Here is a 16179-nt window from a genome sequence, read left to right as displayed (position 1 = left end):
CACAAACCTTTCGTTGATCTCTATGCTTGCGGATTGAGGGTTGCATCGAGATTGGATAGGGTATGATAGCGCATCAGCCAGCAGCCATAGTTCATCCCGCCACCAACGGCAGGCAAGGCTATCCATTCTCCATCGTGCAGTCGCCCCTGGCGCAACAGTTCCGTTAAGGCAAGGGCGATGCTGGCGTTCGAGAGATTGCCGTAGTAGCGGAAATTATCAGCCAGCTTCTCCATCGTCTCTTCGGGCCAGCCATAATCGTGGATCAGCAGTTCGCCGAGGCGACGCGTGATGCGCGAGTTGGCCTGATGGGGAACGATGTGGGTAAGCTCGTCGGGATGGAGACCAGCATGACGGCACACGGCATCAACACACTCGGCCATTGCACGTGGGGCAGCACGGAAAACCTCTTTGCCGTTCATTTTGGTATAACCAACCATATACTGAGAAAGCAACTGGGCTAAATCTTTCCCACGGCCTTCCCGGTACAATTGACGAATCTTGATATCGACCTCCGCCATCTCGACCACATCTTTACGTAACGGCGTCTGGTAGATGAGCGACTGGGCCTGATGAGCGTCGGAGCCATTGATAACAAAGGTATCCTCATCGCCACGTTCCAGCAGAAAGGCAGCGGCCCCTTCACCAAACAAGGAGCTGGTTTTCCAATCCAGCACATTCATGATGTTGGGCAACAACCCTTCTGAAGTCACCAGCAGCACCAGTTTCGCTGAGCTACTCGCCAGCACTTCAGCGCATGCCTGGAACGCCTCGGTCTGGCAAGCACAAGCACCACGTAGCATAGTGGCGCGAATAGGTGGTAGCCCAAGGCGCATCTGCACCCAGCCAGCAATAGTAGGGAAAGCATCATTATCGGAAGAAGAGGCACCGATGATCGTATCGATTTCGGAAACGTCGCGACCAGCGCTGGCGATGGCTCGTTTCGCAGCAATTACCGCCATATCGACCAATGACTCCTCAGCAGGCGCGTTTGGATCATAAATAAGGCCGGGAGCATCATCGCCTGCCATTGCGCGGCACAGATCAAGGGTACTGGAACGCACATGACGCGTTTGCAGACCGGTGACGCGCTCAAGATCTTCCGCTTTGCGCGGATCGCCAAGACGGGTCGATATATAGGCAAAAAATTCGTTTGTAATAACTCCTTGAGGGGTATACGTCCCTAAACCAACCAGACGTACTTTTGATTTTGTATAGATCTGAGGCACGATATAGCTATAATGTGGCCACTGATCATCCCTGGTGACTGTCATTGTTCAGAACAACCTCCGTATCGAGGATAAGGACTCATATCGACGTTAGTATAACATATGGGTAAGGAAAATGAGAAAAACAGAAACAAAGAGCAAAATGAAGAGGACAAACCCTCAATGGAGTTGCCCTCTTGTCGCATTGCAGTTCTTGTACTATATGCCTGACTTAGAGACAGATTTGCTCTACCAACGGTCATCCCAGCGGTTATCGCGACGCTCACGATCCCGGTTATTGCCGCGACGGTCGCGGCCACCACGACGATCTCGACCATAGTTGCCACCACCATAGCTCCCACCGCCGTAGTTGTTCTCACTACCAGAACTAAAACTATAGCTGTTGCTCTCTTCACGAGGACGACGTGAAGCACGCTGAGCCTGGAAACAATCACTACAATAAACTGGACGATCTTCGCGGGGCATAAAGGGTACAGTTGTTGGACGACCACACGCCGCACAAATAGCATCGTACTGTTCACCACGTGAAGCACGCGCTCCGCCACCACTAAACTGCTGACCGCGCCGGGCGGCACGGCAGGATGGGCAACGACCAGGAGGATTCGTCAATCCTTTGCTGGCAAAGAACTCTTGCTCGCCAGCAGTAAAGGTAAACTCATTTCCACAATCACGGCAGGTGAGGATACGATCCCGGTAGCCCTCATTGGACATCATGAATACTATTTCCCCTTCTTCATCTTTATCGTTCCGCTTGACAATAACTCATCGGTAGGTGAAGTTGTTCTAACAAGACGATCTCATGCAGAATGTTCTCTGTGGTTCACAGGCAGTGATTCCTAGATTCCGGATGGCGGAACGAACCGGGGCTGGGACATTACTAACCGCGGGGACTTTGCTCCCGAACCACGTAATCATTGTAACATATACATCATCAAAATGTAACACAAATTGCGTGAATCTCCCTGGCTTGACCGCGATGCTAGGATAGAAGCATATTTTGAGTATTGCGACCAGCGGAGGGATGACTTGAACCCTGCATCTGCCGACCAATCCCAGGATCTATCCGTTACGCCTCGGCTCAGGAGCGTACACACCATTACAGATCGTTTCTCAATGGCAAACACCTTTTTAATTGACGACGAACGTCTGATTGTCGTTGATCCCGGCTCGGAACTAAATGTTCATCTTCTATGCAATTATGTGCAACGATTTCTGCATCGCCTGCCGACCGACATAGACCTCATCGTGCTGACACACCTCCATCCCGATCACACGGCGGGGGTTGAGGCTCTGCGCTCCGTCTGCCAGGCCCCGGTCGCAGCATCGCTCGCCATCCAACATCTAGCACTGGAAGAGCAACAGATCGGCAAGGTCGTGCCTCGCATCAGCCATCTCGCCGGCCAACTGCTGCCCGGGCCACTGCATCACTTCGATTTATTTCCGCCCGCCTATACGCAACAGATACAGTTGATTGATCTCTGGTTGGAAGATATCGCAGGGCTACCCTCACATCCCGATTGGCGGGTGATTGCCAGCCCTGGGCATACCCCGGAAAGCCTCTGCCTCTACAACGCCTTCACCTACGAGTTACTCTGTGGCGATACTGTCATTACCCTCTCGGGAGGCGCTCCGCTGTTGCGCGGTGGGAGCAATCGGCACGAACTGGAGGAGACACTACGAGTGCTACGCAGCTTGCGAGTGTATTATCTCTACCCAGGTCATGGTCGCCCAATCCTGGGATGGCATCCATTGAGCAATGCGGATGTGGAATGGTGAGAGCGGTCAGCCCCGGCCCCTGTGCTCTGGAGCTGGGGCTGACGATCAGGGAGATTATTCCTCTTTTTGTCTACTCGGCAATCTCAGCGGAGCCAGACCTACGCCACTGATCGGTCCAGTCATAGTAGGCGGAGGGGTAATATCCGTCGTGAGGGAAGATGTTTGCAAAGATGGCACGGTGGTATATTCCAGGCAAATATTCCCGATCATTACCTTGTCGCCCAACTGCAAACGTTTGGGCGCGCTGAGCATTTCTCCGTTAATGGTCGTTCCGTTGCGGCTCACGAGGTCTTGCACATAATCGCCATCAGGCTGGCAGAGAAATTGAACATGCCGGCGAGAAATAGACGTATCATTGATAATGACATCGCTCTCAATGCCGCGCCCAACAGTCAGGATTGGCCGATTCAAACGAAAGCTCTGTCCCGCTTTACTGCCTGCACAAATGACGAGCGCGCCTTGCATATTGTTCGGTAGCAACAGCGGGGCTGCCCGATCAACCTCCTCTGTCTGCTTCAAATCGCTATCGGCCAGTTCTTTCCCCCCCACAACAGCAGCCAGGGAATCGTCAAGCGGTCGGGTCGCGGGCAAGATATCGCTCCCGGCAGTCAACGATTCCAGTGCCGAACGCCATGTATGGTGTGCCAGGGGATCATCGCTATCGTCAAGCTTGCGTGGCTCCTCTTCCAGCACGAACCCAAAGCGATGCGAGCCAACCTCTATCAGGTCATTCGATGAGACTAGAACGCTGTGTTGAATGCGCTGGCCGTTGAGCTGCACACCATTGAGGCTCTCGCAATCGGTCAGATACACACGTCCCTCGTGCCAGGTCAGTTCGGCATGATAACGAGAGGCCATATCGTCGTCGAGCCAGATCTCGTTGCCCTCATCGCGGCCAATCGTAATAATGGCCCGTTTGAGCGCCAGCCGCTGGCCCTGAAAGCTGCCAGTGCGATACTCCAACCAGCCCCAGGGTGTATCATCTCCATAGACAAATGGCACATGCACACCATGTTGATAGCGAGGTGGAACAGATTGCTGCGGCGGCTGCGGCGGAGCTTGCACGTTCGGTTGTTCCACGCCTGCAAGAGGCTGGGGTGGTGCTGCATTGCGAGGTCGAGTAAAAAGGAAATAGCCACAGGTCGCTCCAATTGGCAGCAGCCAGCCACAAAATGCGATATAAGCCAGGACAAGATAGATCTCCATCTGTGAGAGCTGTGCCTGTCGGATGCTGAAGCGAAGATGAAACCAGATAATTGCAGGCAGCAAGAGTAGTGCAGCGAGTGCGCAGATCACAACGACCGCCACCAACTGACGGGTTGTTCCACGTTGGCGTAATGTCGTATAAAACACATTGGCGGCTATGGCGACTACACAAGCAGCTAAACCACCATAACAGCCAAGAGTAAACCAGGTTGTAAATCCTATCGTGCTTATCGTCATCACCCTCCCCTACATCATAAATTCAATGTGCGCGGTTTGACATACCGGGCCACATTTTCACTCCGATTGCCACCATCTAGCAGTGGTAGAATATCGGCGGTCCTGCTATCACTTATACTTCATCGAGTACTCCCTACTCTTGAATACTCCTACTATAAGGGACGCGGGACAAGATGTATTTTATGCCATAATCCGGGCGAAAACCATCACAAATAGCAGCAACTACACTCAAGCGCTGCTACAACTATCTCTGAAGGGGAGAGCAACAGGATACATTTTTTACCCATGAGTGATTGGCCTCTTAACGCTCGGCGTGCGCATCTATTTAGCAACTTATACAGTAATTTATGATATCATTCTGTATCATCAGGAACAACGAAATGGTACCTTTGGCAAACCTCGTCTGGCTCCATTTGCCCCAGGATAGCATATTTGCACTTTTCTACTTTCTTTTTTATAGTTACTTTGCCTATTGTATCTGCCGCATATCCTTCCTACAATTGAGGTAATCATAAATGCAGGGCTTTTCAAGGCAGTCTTTTCCGGCTCTTCAGGCAGTTTTGCCCGCCGGGATCGAGCTTTGAAAAGCCCTGCGGCTTATGTTTTGTTGAACGTTATGTCTACTTATCTCAAACAAGCAACTTAAATTATGTTCGTGGTGTTTTTTGCATGTTGTGTGTTTAGTAGTGTGTTTCTATCTATGTAAAGGATGTTCAATGTCATTGTCGGTGCCCTCGAAAACACGTACGCCTAAAAGAACACGTTTGCCCGCGCTTCCTTCTTCGCTTCGTCCCCTGGCTGACAAAAATTTCGGCGTCTTCTGGGCGGGAGCCTTTCTCTCAAGTATGGGCTTCTGGATTCAGAATGTGGGTCAGGGATGGCAGGTTCTCCAGTTGACGAACTCTGCCCTGCTCTTAGGTCTTGTTGCCTTTGCCGCTACGCTGCCCAACATCATCTTTTCTCTGATCGGTGGAGTGGTAGCAGATCGTCTGGATCGCCGTCGTCTGCTCATCTGGACGCAGGTGATCTATATGCTCACGGCTCTGCTGCTCGGCATCTTCACCACATTCAAGATCATCAACGTCTGGCATATTCTCGCCGTTGCGCTGATTAATGGAGTCGTCAGCACGGTCGGTCTTCCGGCCTGGCAAACCTTCGTTGGAGATCTGGTGCCACCAGACCAGCTCAAACAGGGAATTGCGCTGAACTCCACCCAGTTTAATCTCTCGCGAGTGATCGGCCCGGCTGTGGGCGGCCTCTCCGTAGGCTTGTTAGGCATCGCTGGTTCCTATTATCTCAATGCCTTGAGCTACGTAGCAGTCATTATTCCTTTAGTCTTCATTCGTCCTCAGTTGCATGTCCAACAAGCAGAGCAGAAGCAGCAGGAGGGCCTCTGGCATAGCTTGCGCGTTGGCCTGGACCACGCACGACAGCGGCCAGTACTTCAGATTTTACTGGTGCTGCAACTCATCACCGGTTTCCTGGTCTTTCCGTATCTCACCTTGTTGCCAATCTTCGCCGACAGCATTTATCGGGTTGGAGCCACCGGTCTGGGACTGTTAAACTCAGCTGCGGGCATTGGTGCACTGGGGGGTTCGCTATTGCTTGTGGTGCTTTCTCAACGTATTCAGGACGGTGCGCGCTTCCTGCTGATCGTCTCTGCTCTGGCTGGCGTGGCGTGTCTGGCGTTTGCGCTGGTAAGCAATATCATTCTGGCGCTGCCTCTGCTGGCATTGCTGGGAGCCACCTCGGTGCTCTCAACAACGATGACGAATACCGCCGTGCAGACAATGGTGCCGGAGAACGTCCGCGCCCGCGTGCTGAGTCTCTGGATCTTGATTGCTTTCGGGCTGGCTCCCTTTGGCAATCTCTGTGCTGGTTGGATCGCACAATCCGCCGGAGCAGCCTGGACGCTGGGTGTTGGTGGCGCAGCCTGTATGCTCGGCACCATCATCATATCTCTAATCCTGAGCATTGCTATTCCCGCCGAGGCTCGTATCGCTCAGAGCTAAGGCATCATTCGTAGTGGAGTGATTTATCGCGTATGGGCTCAAGTTGCATCCCAGGTTGTCCTACGCGATAAATCACTCCACTACGAATGGTAAATCATTTTATGGCATCGGCCAGACGATCAATCTGATCCAGTTCGGGTATACAGGGGCCGATCAGCACTTCATCAACTCCCAGATCGCTGAAGGCCTGAATGAGTGTACGTACCGCCTCCGGGGAAGAGGGAACGTTCTTCGCCATCTGTTGGGCGGCAGGACCGAGGAAAGAGTAATAATGGGTAATATACTTCTCGATCCCCTCTGTCGCCTGCGGCCCCAGACCATAATAGGCGATCGCAGCCAGACGAGGTTGTCCGGGGCGACCGGCCTTCTGCCAGGCATCGCGCGCCATCTGGAAAAACTGTTTCACCTGATCGGGAGCGCGTCCACCCGCGATAAAACCATTTCCCCAGCGGCTCAAACGCTGTATCGCCGCTCCAGAGTAACCACCAATTAAGATTTCCGGGCCGCCCGGCCGGGCTGGAGTCGGGCCAATTGGTCCGATCTGATCGTTGATTGGTTGGCCGGACCAGGCACGCTCAAAGAACTCCAGTTGCTCATTGAAACGCTTACCTCGCGTATGAAAATCTGCCGGAGCCGCAAGAAAATCATCCTTACGTCCACCAATACCCAGACCCAGCGTGAGGCGTCCACCCGAGAGCGCATCCAGGCTGGCAGCTTGCTTCGCCAGGATACCAGTATTGCGCGTGGGGGCAAGCAGAACAGTAGTCACCAGACGCAAACGCGTGGTGACGCCAGCAACAACTGCGAGCGTTATAAGCGGCTCATAGTTGTCATAGACGACGCGATCCAACACGCCGAGGCTTGAAAATGGTCCCTGCTCGGCTCGCTTCGCCCATTCCAGGAGCAAATTTGCCTGCGTTCCTGGAATGGCTATGGGAAGACCTGTGCCGATTTTCATGAGCATTCTCCTCAAGAAGTGAAAATAAACGTCCTGCCATATACAGCAAAGGTACTGAACACATCAATTATTAGGATTGTGCAGTGTTTCATAGCTTCATACAACATTATAGTTGCATAATAACAACATGTCCACGTTGTCAAAAATAATCTAAAATAGCACAATTAAGGAGTTTTAAAAATATGAAAAAACCTCTTTCTATATATCTGACAGGCTGTCTCTTAACACTCACGCTCTTACTGGCTGCCTGTGCCAGCAATCAAACCACCACTACCACCAATCAAACTACGAATAATCAACCCACTGCAACTACTACCAGCAGCACGCCCAGCCCCACACAGAGCAGTAACGCATCTTTCGTCACCTATACCGGCAAAGGCTATACAATCAACTATCGACCTTCCTGGAAAGTTGAGTCGGACGGCAATAACGGCGTCACATTTACAGACCCAGCACAAAAAGGATCTGTGCTGCATGTGATTGTACAAACACAGTCCCCTACGGCTGCGCTGCAAATAGAAGAGGGAACAAGCCTGAAAGATCGCTGTAAAGAATCCGGCAACTTGCTTGCAACTGCTGATATTAATGGAGTCACCTGGAATCAAGGAGAGTATCGCTGCTCCTCCGCAATTGCAAACGGAAGCGATCAGGAGATTCGCACGTTGGACATGGCGAAACCAGTTGGCAACACCTACTATTCCATCGCCTTTTACTCTACTCCACAGAACTTCGACAATGCAGTGATTGGAACCTTCCGGCCTATGACCGATTCCTTCAAAGTCAAGTAAAGCAAGAACATCATGTAATTGTAAACATTGTAAATTGCACAAAACTGCAATGTTTACAATTACATGATGTTCCCTTTTATCTACTATCGTATCTCTTCTATGATCCCAAAGTATCAAAAGCTAGCATTTATTGATAGGTGCATTTATACTGGTGAGCGGGGTAAAACGGCTTCGAGAAAGGGGGCGAGAGCGTCATCTCGCCCCCTTTCCCTTTTCAGTCCTGCACAGCAAGTGTTCGCTCCTCGTTTCCCAGAGTTGATTGGCTATAAAGCCAGACAAAATGTTCCTGCACCAGCTTGTGAAAAAAAGTATAGCCTCCTCCGACACGGCGCAAGAGAATATGTTCCACTGCATAATCGAGGAAGCGAGGATAATTCCAGGGGGCATAGTCTCCACTCCAGAGCAACAAGCGCAAAACCAGATGCAGTACACAGGCAGTCCCGCCCTTATTTAACCAGAAGAACGCGCCAACGGCCAGACCATCGGCGAAACCAATAACCAGCCCGCTATCCCTCGGAAAGTACCCATTATATTCGCTATATGGCACATTGAAGAAGTGAAAAATCTGGTACAGGAGGACGCCATAAAAGATCCCGAAAAACAGCCCGAAGAGCAGGAAGGAGCCGCCACCGAGCAGCAGGCTATACTGCAAAGAGTTCCAGATACCCTGATTGGGCCTCTTTGGTTGCTGCTTTAGCCTGCCGTGAGAGACGCCCCGTGTCAACACAATCAACAGACCCAGCACGAGACCGAGACTTAACCCGAACAACAGACACGGAATGAAGACTCTCAATCCCGGCATCACGGGATACTGCTTTACCTCCCAATAGAGTCCAGTGAGCAGACCATAGGCCAGGCCAAGCACCATTCCCGCGCCAAGAAACTTACCCGCATTGCGTCGAATGGGCGTCCAGGACCAGGAAATTACCTCTGCTGGCCTGATCTCAGTATCCAACGGACCAAGGCTGGCAAATATCACGCAGCAGAAAAGGCCATTGTACAATCCGGCAGCGAGATCAACCAGTAGCGTAATCGCTAGTGCGCTGAAAAAGCCGCTCACCACTCCATAGACAAGCCTTTTCTCAAACAGTCCACCCAGCACATGCAGCCAGCCCTTCATTTGAGTCGCCTGCCTGCGCCTGACCCGGTGAGCAGTAATCAAGCCATTGAGCAAAACAAAAACAACAACTGTCACCAGCCCGATCATCACGCCATCTAACAGGCCACGTCCAGGACCGAAATTGCGCCCAGCCTGATCCGCACCTTTTAAAAAGGCATAGTTGACGCCTTTGATGATGCCTAAGAACAGCCCGTAGACGATCCCAACGCCGAGAATCGGAAGTAGCTGGTTTAAAAACTTCTCCGGGAGCCAGTCGATTTGCAGCCGTTCAAAGTGAAATTCGCTCTGATGGCGCTGGACCATCTGTCGGGCCAGCCAGGACAGCCAGCGAATAATCTTCTCGGGCCGATATAATTTTTTGTTCTTCCGCCGCCTCAACATACGCTCGATATAATGAGTAAAGATCTGGCCCGGGTCGGCGGATTTGATCTCTGAGAGATCTTCAGCGGCACGCCCACGATACACCAGAGTAAGTATATTCAAGATGAGCGGCGTGGAGACCATCTCTTGCAGCCTTGCATCCTCACGAATCGCCACTCTGAGCGCTGCAACAGATGCGGCCTCTACCCTCACCTGTGCCAGATAACTATCTACCTGCTCAGAAGTCAAAGGCTGCACTTCAACTGCACCACGCAGCCACAGGCGCTGCTTTTGTGCCAGATAGTTTGCGGTGCGAGAACAGACCACAAGCGGCAGCAAACCCTGTTTGTGCCGAAAATCATTGATCGCCCCGATACACGAAGCATAATCGGCAGCGGCCACCTCATCCAATCCATCCAGGAGCGGCAAAATCTTCCCGGCTGTCACCCAGGCCCGACCAATCTCGCGCGGAACCTGATAGACATCGTTCAGCTCCCCGATCATCCACTGTTCAAGCGGCAACTGCCGTACGGCCCATGACGACAGGTTAAATAAAAATGGTACAGGGTGCCGCTCGTCCTGGCTGGCGCGTTTGAAAAGCGTCCCGGCCAGCTCCAGCAACAGAAACGTCTTGCCCGATCCTGGAGTACCCAACAGCAAAAAAGCTCCTGCCGTTCTATCGTATATACGCATAATATCAGAGAAAATGCGGCGCACAGGCTCATCATTAGAGAAGGTCTGAGAAGGCGACACGACGGCCTCTGGCATTTCGCGCATTTCGAGGCGCACATAGGCGCTGTGCTGCAACATCTCTGTCACAAGCGTATGCAGGTTGCTATAGGTAATCAAGAGTATACGCTCCCGCTGCTCATCGCTAGTGGCGAGATGCGGTTGGACGCTCATAAAGATTTCCCGCACGCTGCCCTGATTGCCCACAGAATGCAGTTCCCCCTGACCCTCTGCCTCTATCACCATGCCATCCTGAAGAGCAGCGAGCAGCGGTGGATTGAGCGTGTCGCTCTCAGTAGCTTCTACCTGGATAGGAATAACCTCGATGGCGGTTGCAGGAGACGAATCAGCCTCCTTTGGTGTAGAGTTGTTCACTTCGAGCGTGCCCTGCCGATGCTGATCCAGCAAGCGCGAGAACCACTCCTCATCAAAATCGGCTGCGACCCTCGACTCTTCCCACAACTGCCGGGCCTCCTGGCGCTCCTTCCCAATAGTGAACGCCCCTCTGGAAAGATATAGAGTGATAATTTTGCGCAGGTTGAATGCTCGTGGGCTGGCAATCCCCTTTTCCCAGTTGTTGACAGTCGTCAATGAGACATGCAGATAAGTTGCGACTGCCTCCTGCGTCAATGGACCGTCAACACGTTCGCGTAGCATCGCCAGCTTTTTACTGAGCGATTGCTGAGCATAATTTTTGGTCATGAACACAACCTCTCCAACAAATACATTCCCAAGTTCAAATATTTTCAAGAGAATTCAAGTTTTATTCACCAGCAGTTTCAAAGACATTCCTCCTTCTTTTGGTCATACTGGCAATGTAAGCAAAAAACTCTCAGGCCAAGTATCCATCTCATTTCCTGAGAGTGCTTACTCTTCACTGATAATACGACGTAGATCCATTTAATTCGCACTTGGATAGATTAGCTCTAAGTAAATATAAAAACCAAACAAGCGGTGTCATAAATACTGGCATCATTTCTAAGGGCCAGATGGGATTTAGTTATTACGTCAGGCGCTCGTCTCGCAAGAATCGAAGGGTAAAGGAGAACAATATGCTGGTTCCACTGGTTAAACCATCACTACAGAAGACTCCAAATGCCTATGTCAAGGAGTTAAAGAAGGAGCTGATCCGTTTCTTCGCCGAGGTTGCCTTTGAAAAGCCTGATGCGACCGGGCCAAATCCGCTCGAAAGCTATCTGCAAAGTTTACTGGATTTTCTGCTAAGCCTGAATAATCAGATACACGATAGAGAAAGTGCACAGTATCGTCCACACTTCCAGGCCATCATCAATCGCATTACGCAAGATTGCACAGAGATCATCACTGAGACAATCTATGTTACACGCTCCGTCCCGATCTATCAGCAAATTCCAGTTTACAAAGAGATAGAGGAGATTGACTATACACGACCTATTGAAAAAGAGGAGATAGAGTATGTACAGGAAAGTTATTGGAGCGATACAAATGATCCCATCGAGTTCCTCGATAGCATCTTTGATGGCAACACGGGTCGCGTCCAAAGATGGCGCACGATAGAGAAAAAGCGCAAGGTCGTTATCGGCTATGAAACAAGAACACGCAGCGTCCTTGATGGCTACGAACGGGTTTGCACCGACTCGATATTTTCAAGTGAACCAGCTGGCACGCGCGTTGTGGAGACGCATTACCATCCTTTCGGTGTGCGTGGCATCGCGCTGCTGGCAGCGTGCTGCCACGTAATAGTTGCACAGAGCACGGACATGCAATCGCCGCAAGCCATTGAACAGTTGTATGAGCAGATTGTCGATAAGCTGCAAGAGCCACTGGCGAATTACCGCCTGCTCTCAGCCATTCGTGTGGTTCAAGTATTAAAAAAGTTTGCCGATGTTCTCTTTACTCCTCTGTTTCAGGAGAACATCAAGCGCTTCTCCCATATGTAAAGACAAGGAGGATACGATGAATTATATTGCTGATATACCCAACAGCCTGTTTCATGCAGCGACGCGTAACCAGCTAGCCGAACGCACCATCTCGCTCCATGCAGCGGGGCGGACGATGGCAGATATTGTGATAAGCATGCTGGCCCCAGATGGCGACAGAGAAGCAAAGCTGGCCTCAATTGCATCTCAAGTCGCTCTTGTCTATCGACCCATGCTCAAGGAACTGGTCGCCATCTATATAACACCACCGGATCATTTCGCACGCGGAATGGTCACGCAATCAACCATCATGGGAAGTCCTCTCAACAGAACCGGCGAGGTCGTGTATGAGTATCTGGCCGGTGAATTTGATCATCCATTTCTGCTGGAGCTGCTACATGAGATATGGCATGACGCAGGTGTAGAGGCAACATCAGGCGTATTGCTCGGCATCGAGGCCACTATCGCCGCTACACTCACCTGGCAGGTGGGCGTTACAATAGCTCTATACTTTCTCTATGGAGAGGCATGGATAGGCGCAAAGCAGCAAACGGCTGAGCAGGCCCGAGTGCTGACAGGTCTCCCTTCACCTGAGATGCAAGAGCGGGTGAATCTCACCAGCATCTTTCAGCACGTGCCTCAAGTCAGGGAAAAGGCGCTCACCGCTCTTGCCCAGCGGATCTATCAGATGAAAAAAGCCACGCATTCTATCGGTAAGGATACCATGCTCTCCATCTTCCGAGAGGAGGGTATCCCCTATGATCTGATTGAAGAGGCATTGAGCCGCAACCGATAGGAGCCGTCCAGCCGACACTTTCACCTATATTTCCCCAAGCGAAAGTGTCGGCTCTTTGTTTCTAGAAGAGCATAGCGTATCCCCTCTCCCTCTCTCTTGCCGTATAACAGGTGTACCAGTTACAATGAGAGTCCGACTATCCCAATCTCTGTCGTGGAGAACGTCAATGTACCATCCAACAACACGCCTGCTCACCATTCTGGAACTGCTGCAAACGCATCCTCATATGAGCGGAGAAGAACTGGCGAGCCGTCTTGAGGTCGAGCCACGAACGGTGCGCCGCTATATCCTGATGCTTCAGGAGATGGGTATGCCTGTTGAGGGAATGCGCGGTCCAGGTGGTGGCTATCGGCTGCGACCCGGCTTTAAACTCCCGCCGCTGCTCTTTACGGAAGAGGAGGCCACCGCTATCGTTCTTGGCTTGCTGGGAGCCTCCTGGCTAGAAATTGATCTCCCCTCCGTCGCATTGCAGGGAGCGCTCGCCAAAGTCTATCGCGTGCTTCCCATGAAGGGGCGCGAGCGTCTCCAGGCAATCTCCTCTCATATGCGGCTCTTACCTCGTGCACAGGACGAACACACCAACGCTGAATGGCTGGTGGTAGTCAGCGGAGCCGCGCAGGAGCACCGACGAGTCACCATTGAATATTGTTCGCACCACAACGAGGTCACGCAGCGCACAATTGAACCGTATGGAGTTGTGGGATGGAGAGGACGCTGGTATGTAGTGGGGTACTGTTGTCTGCGCCAGGGATATCGTACGTTTCGGCTGGATCGCTTTCGCAGCGTGCAACTCCTATCAGAAACCTTTCTTGCCGATGAAGACTTCGACTATCGAGCCTACGCAGACAAACATCTCACCGCTGTCCCGGCGAAATGGTCGATTGAAGTTGAGTTTCACGCAGAACTCCATCTGGTACAGCACAAGATCCCTTCCGCGTATGGGCAACTGACCGCCACGCCAACGGGGGTTCTGTATCAGACACACCATGTCCACCTGCCAACAATGGCACGCTATCTGGTGGGACTGGATCTTCCATTCGTTATCCTGCATCCGCCAGAACTACGCGAGGCGCTGCGCCAGCTGGCAGAGGAGATGATGCAGATAGCAAACACCAGCACGCAGGATCACCATAACGGAAAGGAAACTGCTCATGACTACCAATCATCTGCTCTGGAAGGTTGAAGAGGGCACAAAGGTTAATTTGAAAGATCATGATCCAAATTATATAGCAAAGGATATCGATCATAGCAATGCAAAAGACGCGTTAGATAATTTATCCCAGAAATTGAGCGATTTGCAGGAGGCACTGGCAGCCGCTCAGCATCACAGTATCTTGCTGATTCTACAAGGCATGGATACCAGCGGCAAAGATGGCACGATTCGCCACGTATTCTCCAACGTCAACCCCCAGGGCTGCGAGGTCCACTCGTTCAAGCAACCAACGCCTGAAGAACTGGCCCATGATTTTCTCTGGCGCATCCATAAAGTCACTCCACCAAAGGGCGTCCTGGGCATCTTCAATCGCTCGCAATACGAAGATGTGCTGGTGGTGCGCGTCCATAAACTTGTGCCTCAAGAGGTCTGGGAACGGCGCTATAAAGAAATCAACCATTTTGAGCAATTGCTTGCCAACGACAACACTATCATTCTCAAATTTTTCCTGCATATCAGCTATGATGAACAGAAGCAGCGTTTGCAAGACCGGGTTCAGGAGCGGGACAAAGCCTGGAAGATCGCGGCTGGCGATTGGGTTGAGCGGAAATATTGGGAAGACTACCAGAAAGCCTACGAAGATGCCTTGAGTCGATGCAGCACCAACAACGCCCCCTGGTATATCGTGCCAGCCAACCACAAATGGTATCGCAACTACGCCATCGCCCATACGCTGGTAGAGACGATGCGCAAATATAAAGACGATTGGCAAAAAGAACTGGAGGAGCGTGGCAGACGAGAACTGGCACAACTTCAACAGATGCAGGCACAGAATAAATAAGTAAGCCGAATATGGCAGGGGCGACGGCTTGTCCTCGCCCGTGATCCATCAATTACCGTTTTGTACACCTGGGCGAGGACAAGCCGTCGCCCCTGCCATATTCGACCTTGCCTGCTCTACGCTGCGCAGTAGCCCTTCCGCAAGGTGTTGCAGCACATCGAGAAGTTCAGGAGGCTGTACTACGCGGAAGGAACAGCCCAGATGCACCAGGAAACGCGCCACATGCTCCAGATCATCATCATATGCGCGAAAGAGCAGGCCGCCCTCAATCTCCTCCAACGAGGCAAAACCTGGAGGTATCGCGCGTCGGTCCAACTGGTCCATCGTCGTCTCTAACACGGCCTCAACCAGCCAGCGCGAGGGCATGGTCAGAAACGACTGGACAGCGTAGGCCAGGCAATCGAAATGGGCCGGGCGAGTAAAGCGCTCTTCGTGTAGCTGCACTCGCTCAATCCGGTCCAGGCGAAATACGCGCAAACTCTGGCGCAAATGACAGTACCCGATGGCATACCAGCGCCCCTCATGATATACCAACCCGTAGCAGTCGAACAGGCGCTCTGTCTGCTCACCAGCTTTCGCTTGATAGAGCATAGTAGTACGCAACCCGCGATATGCTGCCATGCTCAAAAGCACCACATGTTCTGTGTGCGCTGATGCTATTGGCTCTCCCACATCCAGTACTACCATCTCCTGCACCGCCTGTACACGCTCGCGTAAGGCTGTCGGCAACACACGCTCGACCTTTGCCAGAGCGCTCTCGACCGTTGGTAACGTCTGGGCCAATCCAAGCTGTTGCGCCGCCCGCAAACCGAGTGTGACCGCCAGCGCCTCCTCTTCCGTCCACATCAACGGCGGCAACTTGTAGCCAGGACGTAGCCGATAGCCACCGTAGCGCCCACGTTCGGCCTCAATTGGGATGCCGAGATCTTGCAACATTGCAATATAACGTCGCGCACTCCGCCCGTTCACTTCCAGGCGCTCGGCCAGTTGAGCAGCCGTAATGCTTGGGCGCGATTGCAGCAAATCAAGCGCAGTGAGCAAACGCGTCACCGGAGAATACATTGCTCACCATGCCTTTC

At 52.1% G+C, this 16179-nt stretch carries 13 protein-coding genes; 7 read left to right on the top strand and 6 right to left on the bottom strand.

All coding sequences use genetic code 11. The features are described from left to right. Positions 1–20 precede the first annotated feature (20 nt). Entirely contained in the window at positions 21–1271 is a 1251-nt protein-coding gene (locus K3T83_RS22470) for a 3-oxoacyl-ACP synthase III family protein (RefSeq protein ID WP_220205167.1), read from the bottom strand. Positions 1272–1454: 183 nt separating this feature from the next. Further along, positions 1455–1940: a zinc-ribbon domain containing protein gene (locus tag K3T83_RS22465; protein ID WP_236064959.1), complete on the bottom strand. Its 486-nt coding sequence runs from the start codon at positions 1938–1940 to the stop codon at positions 1455–1457. Positions 1941–2252: 312 nt separating this feature from the next. On the opposite strand from K3T83_RS22465, the gene K3T83_RS22460 reads away from it, so the two are divergent. After that, positions 2253–3002 carry an MBL fold metallo-hydrolase gene (locus K3T83_RS22460; protein WP_220205166.1) on the top strand — a complete coding sequence of 250 codons (750 nt, stop codon included), beginning with the start codon at positions 2253–2255 and terminating at the stop codon, positions 3000–3002. A 54-nt stretch (positions 3003–3056) separates the two neighbouring features. Here the strand turns inward: K3T83_RS22460 and K3T83_RS22455 are convergent, their stop codons facing one another. Next, positions 3057–4445, bottom strand: a complete 1389-nt coding sequence (locus K3T83_RS22455) for an FHA domain-containing protein (protein WP_220205165.1) — start codon at positions 4443–4445, stop codon at positions 3057–3059. A 716-nt stretch (positions 4446–5161) separates the two neighbouring features. On the opposite strand from K3T83_RS22455, the gene K3T83_RS22450 reads away from it, so the two are divergent. After that, on the top strand, positions 5162–6457 hold the full coding sequence (locus K3T83_RS22450; protein ID WP_220205164.1) for an MFS transporter: 1296 nt from the start codon (positions 5162–5164) through the stop codon (positions 6455–6457). A gap of 94 nt (positions 6458–6551) precedes the next feature. Here the strand turns inward: K3T83_RS22450 and K3T83_RS22445 are convergent, their stop codons facing one another. Beyond that, a complete protein-coding gene (locus K3T83_RS22445) occupies positions 6552–7415 on the bottom strand; it encodes an LLM class flavin-dependent oxidoreductase (RefSeq protein ID WP_220205163.1) in 864 nt (287 codons plus the stop codon). A gap of 182 nt (positions 7416–7597) precedes the next feature. Here K3T83_RS22445 and K3T83_RS22440 point away from each other — a divergent pair, with 182 nt between their 5' ends. Continuing rightward, the gene (locus K3T83_RS22440; RefSeq protein ID WP_220205162.1) at positions 7598–8203 is read left to right on the top strand and encodes a hypothetical protein; all 606 of its coding nucleotides are present in this window, start codon (positions 7598–7600) and stop codon (positions 8201–8203) included. Positions 8204–8417: 214 nt separating this feature from the next. Here K3T83_RS22440 and K3T83_RS22435 read toward each other — a convergent pair whose 3' ends face one another. Next, a complete protein-coding gene (locus K3T83_RS22435; RefSeq protein ID WP_220205161.1) occupies positions 8418–11114 on the bottom strand; it encodes a helix-turn-helix domain-containing protein in 2697 nt (898 codons plus the stop codon). Positions 11115–11464: 350 nt separating this feature from the next. Here K3T83_RS22435 and K3T83_RS22430 point away from each other — a divergent pair, with 350 nt between their 5' ends. From K3T83_RS22430 to K3T83_RS22415, 4 genes are all read left to right on the top strand, one after another. Then, on the top strand, positions 11465–12331 hold the full coding sequence (locus K3T83_RS22430) for a hypothetical protein (RefSeq protein WP_220205160.1): 867 nt from the start codon (positions 11465–11467) through the stop codon (positions 12329–12331). 16 nt (positions 12332–12347) lie between these two features. Then, entirely contained in the window at positions 12348–13106 is a 759-nt protein-coding gene (locus K3T83_RS22425; protein ID WP_220205159.1) for a hypothetical protein, read from the top strand. Between the two features lie 166 nt (positions 13107–13272). After that, on the top strand, positions 13273–14289 hold the full coding sequence (locus tag K3T83_RS22420; RefSeq protein ID WP_220205158.1) for a helix-turn-helix transcriptional regulator: 1017 nt from the start codon (positions 13273–13275) through the stop codon (positions 14287–14289). Then, positions 14258–15100 carry a PPK2 family polyphosphate kinase gene (locus tag K3T83_RS22415; protein WP_220205157.1) on the top strand — a complete coding sequence of 281 codons (843 nt, stop codon included), beginning with the start codon at positions 14258–14260 and terminating at the stop codon, positions 15098–15100. The genes K3T83_RS22420 and K3T83_RS22415 overlap by 32 nt, the downstream gene beginning before the upstream one ends. A gap of 48 nt (positions 15101–15148) precedes the next feature. Here the strand turns inward: K3T83_RS22415 and K3T83_RS22410 are convergent, their stop codons facing one another. After that, positions 15149–16162 (bottom strand): helix-turn-helix transcriptional regulator, encoded by a 1014-nt coding sequence (locus tag K3T83_RS22410; protein ID WP_220205156.1) that lies wholly within the window; start codon positions 16160–16162, stop codon positions 15149–15151. Positions 16163–16179: the final 17 nt, after the last annotated feature.

The sequence above is a fragment of the Reticulibacter mediterranei genome, from assembly GCF_016587455.1.
Note: the sequence above shows the minus strand (reverse complement) of the source record. Positions and strands in the feature narration are given on the sequence as shown.